The sequence below is a fragment of the Blastococcus sp. CT_GayMR20 genome, assembly GCF_004570345.1.
The window spans coordinates 1-4,670 of sequence record NZ_SPQM01000239.1; the positions used below are offsets into that span (position 1 = coordinate 1).

Annotated in this window: 5 protein-coding genes; 3 read left to right on the forward strand and 2 right to left on the reverse strand. The window is 74.5% G+C overall.

Features of this window, described 5'->3' with window-relative positions:
* A partial coding sequence (locus tag E4P40_RS26380) for an MBL fold metallo-hydrolase (RefSeq protein ID WP_135161276.1) occupies positions 1 to 543 on the reverse strand: 543 nt, incomplete at its 3' end.
* 119 nt (positions 544 to 662) lie between these two features.
* Between E4P40_RS26380 and E4P40_RS26385 the strand changes: the two genes are divergently transcribed.
* A complete protein-coding gene (locus tag E4P40_RS26385) occupies positions 663 to 893 on the forward strand; it encodes a hypothetical protein (RefSeq protein WP_135161277.1) in 231 nt (76 codons plus the stop codon).
* Positions 894 to 1,024: 131 nt separating this feature from the next.
* On the opposite strand, the gene E4P40_RS26390 is transcribed toward E4P40_RS26385, so the two are convergent.
* Positions 1,025 to 1,801 (reverse strand): enoyl-CoA hydratase-related protein, encoded by a 777-nt coding sequence (locus E4P40_RS26390; RefSeq protein WP_135161278.1) that lies wholly within the window; start codon positions 1,799 to 1,801, stop codon positions 1,025 to 1,027.
* A 302-nt stretch (positions 1,802 to 2,103) separates the two neighbouring features.
* Between E4P40_RS26390 and E4P40_RS26395 the strand changes: the two genes are divergently transcribed.
* Together E4P40_RS26395 and E4P40_RS26400 are read left to right on the forward strand one after the other, a co-directional pair.
* Complete coding sequence (locus tag E4P40_RS26395) at positions 2,104 to 3,753, forward strand: serine/threonine-protein kinase (protein ID WP_135161279.1); 1,650 nt, start codon at positions 2,104 to 2,106, stop codon at positions 3,751 to 3,753.
* 55 nt (positions 3,754 to 3,808) lie between these two features.
* Positions 3,809 to 4,670: protein kinase (locus E4P40_RS26400; protein WP_348519657.1), on the forward strand; the 862-nt coding region annotated here is incomplete at its 3' end.

Sequence of the window (4,670 nt, forward strand, 5' to 3'; positions counted from 1 at the left end):
GCCCCCGCGGCTGGTCACGACCCGGCTCGAGCTGACGCCGGAGACCTGGACGACACGGATCGAGCTCGAGGACACCGGCGCCGGCGGCACCCGGGTCACCATGACGATCACCCACGAGCCCACCGGCTCGTCCGGCACCGTGAGCGCATCGCCCGGGTGGAACACCAGCCCGTTCACGAGGAACCCGATGTTGGGGATCCGCGGGAGGTCGGGGTGCATCTCCGCGTGCAGCTCCCCGTGAACCGTCACCTCGAAGCCGGCCGCCGTCACGGCGTCCCCGTTCCCCACGGCGTGGACCCGGGTCCCGAGCCCTTCCAGCTGCGCGGCCACCGACCTGTTCGTCCACACCTCCAGTGCCGGATCGGCCTCCAGGGCCGCCCGGATCCGGTGCGGCACGAAGTGGTCCGGGTGCTCGTGGGTGATGAGGACTGCGGACGCGCCGTCCAGCGCCGTCGGCTCGGTGAACGCCCCCGGGTCGATGACGAGCCGACGGTCGGAGTCGCTGAGGACGACGCACGCGTGTCCGTGCTTGGTCAGCTCCATGACCGCCCATCCTGCCCCGGCCTCGGGCCGCCTGCCGGTCGCAGAGCGTCTCCCCCCGCGGGGTGAGGTCGCCGGCCCCGCCCGTAACCCGCGTGCGCGGTCCTGCCGACGTAGGACCCATGACCGTGCAGACGCTGCCCACCACTGTCTTCGTCGCGGCCCGCAGCCGCGCCCACGGACCGACCGCCGCCCTGTGGCACGCGGTCGAGGTGCACCGTCCGCCCGCGGAGGTCGACGGTGCCTGCGAGCTCACGCTCTGCGGGTCGCTCGCCCGGGTCTCGACGGAGCACAGCTGGCCGGTGCCCGCCCGCGACGTCTGCCCGGCCTGCGCGGTCCTCGCGCGCGGATGAAGTACCCCGCCGCCCCCCACGGCTCGCAGGCTCGCCGCGGGCCCCTGCAGCGGGGCCACTGACGCCCTGTCGCCGGGTGGGGGACCTCGCCCCGACGACAGGTGCACTCTTCCCGCCCGGTGCGGGGCCGCTCAGCGGCCGGTGAACTCCGGCGCCCGCTTCTCCAGGAAGGCGGTGACCGCCTCGAGGTGGTCGGCGGTCCGCCCGAGCCCGGCCTGCAGATCCGCTTCCAGTGCGAGCGTCTCCTCCAGGGAGTCGGTCGCCGCCGTGGCCAGCACGGTCTTCACGGCGCGGAAGGCCGCGGTGGGCCCGGAGGCCAGTCGCGTGGCGAGCGCCCGCGCGTCCTCCAGGACCCGCTCCGCCGGGACCACGCGGTGCACCAGCCCCCACTCCTCGGCGGTCTCGGCCGTGAACGGATCGGGCGTCAGCAGGAGCTGGGCCGCCCGCGATGCCCCGATGCTGTGCACGAGCCGCCACGCCAGCGCCGAGTCGCTGGACAGCGCGACCCCCGTGAACGCGGTCGTGAACTTCGAGCCGGACGCGGCGACCCGCAGGTCACCCGCGAGGGCGATCCCCAGCCCCGCACCGGCGCAGGCACCGTTGATGCCGACGACGACGGGCACCCGGAGCGCGGACAGCGCCAGGATCAACGGGTTGTACTCGTCGACGACCACGTCCAAGGACGTGGCGGCGTCCCCCTTGAGCGACTCCAGGTGCTCGGCGAGGTCCTGCCCGACGCAGAACGCCCGTCCCGTGCCGGTGATCAGGACCGCGCGCACCGACTCGTCGGCGGAGACGTCCTCCACGGCGGCCAGCAGGTCGGTGCGCAGCGCGTGCGACAGCCCGGGCCGCAGGAGGGTGAGGGTGGCGACCCCCGCGGCGTCGTCCCTGCTGACGGTGTCGGACATCGTCGTCCTGCCTCTCCGGTCGATGGAACCCGGAGATCACCTTGTCATGAGGGCATCTGCGGCGGACGTGGTGCGCCGTGGCGGGTCCGCCACGCACCGCAGTCGGCGCGCCGGGTGCCAGTTCCGGGAGTGCTGCAGATCTCCCGGCGGACCGGTCCGTCCCGGAGCCCACGTCGGGAAGCATGTGTAGTCGCGCCCGGAAGTGGACACCGAAGGGACCGGGGGAACGAATCGGAGTGTTCCCCGGGCAGCAGTGTGGCGGCCCGCAGCCAGCCGGGCCGGACAGCGAGGAGTGACCGACCGTGGTCGAACCAGGACGACGGTGCCTGGGTGACCGCTACGAGCTGCACCATCTGATCGCCGCCGGCGGGATGGGCCAGGTCTGGCGAGGACTGGACATCGCGCTCCACCGGCCGGTCGCGGTCAAGGTCCTGCGCAGCGAGTACACCGGCGATCCGACCTTCCTCGCCCGCTTCCGCGCCGAGGCGCAGCACGCGGCGTCGCTGAGCCACCCCAACATCGCCGTCGTCTTCGACTACGGCGAGGAGATCGCGCAGGACGGCACCGGCGAGACGCTGGCCTACCTGGTGATGGAACTCGTCGAGGGCGAGCCCCTCTCGGCGCTGCTCGCCCGCGAGGGCGCGCTCGGCACCGGGACGACGCTGTCCCTCCTCCGCCAGACCGCGTTCGGCCTCGGCGAGGCACACCGTGCGGGGATGGTCCACCGGGACGTGAAGCCCGGCAACATCCTGGTCCGCCCCGACGGCAGCGTGAAGATCACCGACTTCGGCATCGCGCACTCCGCCCGCAGCGTCGCCCTCACCCGGACCGGCCAGGTCATCGGCACGCCGCAGTACCTCTCGCCCGAGCAGGCGGAGGGCCGGCCGGCGACCCCGGCCAGCGACGTCTACGCCCTCGGCCTCATCGGCTACGAGTGCCTCACCGGGAACGCCGCGTTCGAGGGCGACAACCCGGTCACGATCGCGCTCAAGCAGGTCCGGCAGGACCCTGAGCCGCTGCCCGGCGAGCTGCCCGCGGACGTGCGCGAGCTGATCTGCCGGGCTGTGCTCAAGGACGCGGCCGCCCGCTTCGCCGACGGCGCCGCCTTCGTCGCCGCGATCGACGACATCCGCGCCGGCCGCCCGCTGCCCGCGGCCCCGACGACGGTGGCCGTCGCGGCCGCCGTCCCGCCACCGCGCGACCCGGACCCGGACACGGACACGCAGCGGACCGGGGCCGTGAGCCGACCGCCCGCCGCCCGGAGGCGTGGCCGGATCGCGACGGTGCTGCTCCCGATCCTGGCGCTGCTCGCCGGCGCCGGCATCGCCGTGGCCCTGCTGCAGGCCCTGACCGACCCGTCCGACGGCGGCAGCACGGCCAACGCGGCCGAGCAGCGCGACAGCGGCAGCATCGTGCTGGACGCCGACGACTACATCGGTGACCCCGTGGGCGAGGTGACCGAACGGCTGACCGGCCTCGGCCTCGACGTGCAGCTGCGCAAGGAGGCCCGGGACGACGTCGTGCCCGACCGGGTCACCGACGTGCAGCCCGACGGCAGGCCCCTCGCCGCCGGGGCCAGGGTGATCGTCACCTACGCGGTCGCCGAGGCCGACACGGACACCGCGGACGGCGAGCGGGCGGCGGTGACCGGTGCCTCCAGCGACGGAGGCGCGACGGCGCCCGCGGACGGCTCGGTCGTGACCGACGACGGGACGGGCGACGGCACCGGGGCCGGCACCGGCGACGGCACGGGGGCCGGCACCCGCGCGGACCCGACGTCCACCGGCGGTGGGGGTGCCACCCGGACGACGGCGCCGGGGACCGCCACGCAGACCGAGACGTCGACCCCGGCCACCAGCACCGGATCCTCGAGCTCCAGCAGCAGCTCGGCGTCCACCAGCTCCTCGCCGGCGACGGACACCAGCTCCAGCACGGCGACCGAGGCCCAGTAACCCGTTCGGCTGCACCCGGATGTCGCGACCGTCCGCCGATGGCAGTGTGGGGAGCGTGGAACCGGAGCGACGAATGCTGGGCGACCGCTACGAGCTGGACACCCTCCTCGCCACCGGTGGGATGGGCCAGGTCTGGCGGGCCCGCGACACCCTGCTGAACCGCGCGGTGGCGGTGAAGGTGCTGCGCAGCGAGTTCACCGGGGACGCCACGTTCCTCGCCCGCTTCCGCGCCGAGGCGCAGCACACCGCGCTCCTCGCCCACCGCTCCATCGCCACGCTCTTCGACTACGGCGAGGTGCCGGCCGGGGCCGCCGGTCCGGAGCACCTGGCGTACCTCGTGATGGAGCTGGTCGAGGGCGAACCGCTGTCGGACCTGCTCGCCCGCGAGCCGCGGCTCGGCGTGGCCAGGACCCTGGACGTCCTGCGCCAGACCGCGACCGCGCTGGCCGTCGCCCACGCCGCGGGGGTGGTCCACCGCGACGTGAAGCCCGGCAACGTCCTGGTGGCGGACGACGGCACGGTCAAGATCACCGACTTCGGCATCGCGTGGTCGGCATCCAGCGTGCCGCTGACCCGGACCGGCCAGGTCGTCGGCACCGCCCACTACCTCTCGCCCGAGCAGGCGGCGGGGGACAAGGCGACGCCGGCCAGCGACGTCTACGCGCTGGGACTCATCGGCTACGAGTGCCTGGCCGGTCGCCGCGCCTTCGACGGCGAGAACTCGGTGCAGATCGCGCTCATGCAGCTGCGCGACGCCCCGGCACCGTTGCCGGACGACGTCCCGGAGAACGTCCGCACGCTGATCACCCGAGCGATCGTGAAGGACCCGGCGGACCGCTTCGCCGACGGTGGCGCGTTCCGGGACGCCGTGGACGACGTCCTGGCCGGCCGCCGGCTCGCACCGGCGCCGACGCGCG

Coding starts and splice junctions, on each gene's coding strand:
- E4P40_RS26385 (WP_135161277.1), top strand. CDS start 663: ATGACCGTGCAGACGCTGCCCACCACTGTCTTCGTCGCGGCCCGCAGC.
- E4P40_RS26390 (WP_135161278.1), bottom strand. CDS start 1,801: ATGTCCGACACCGTCAGCAGGGACGACGCCGCGGGGGTCGCCACCCTC.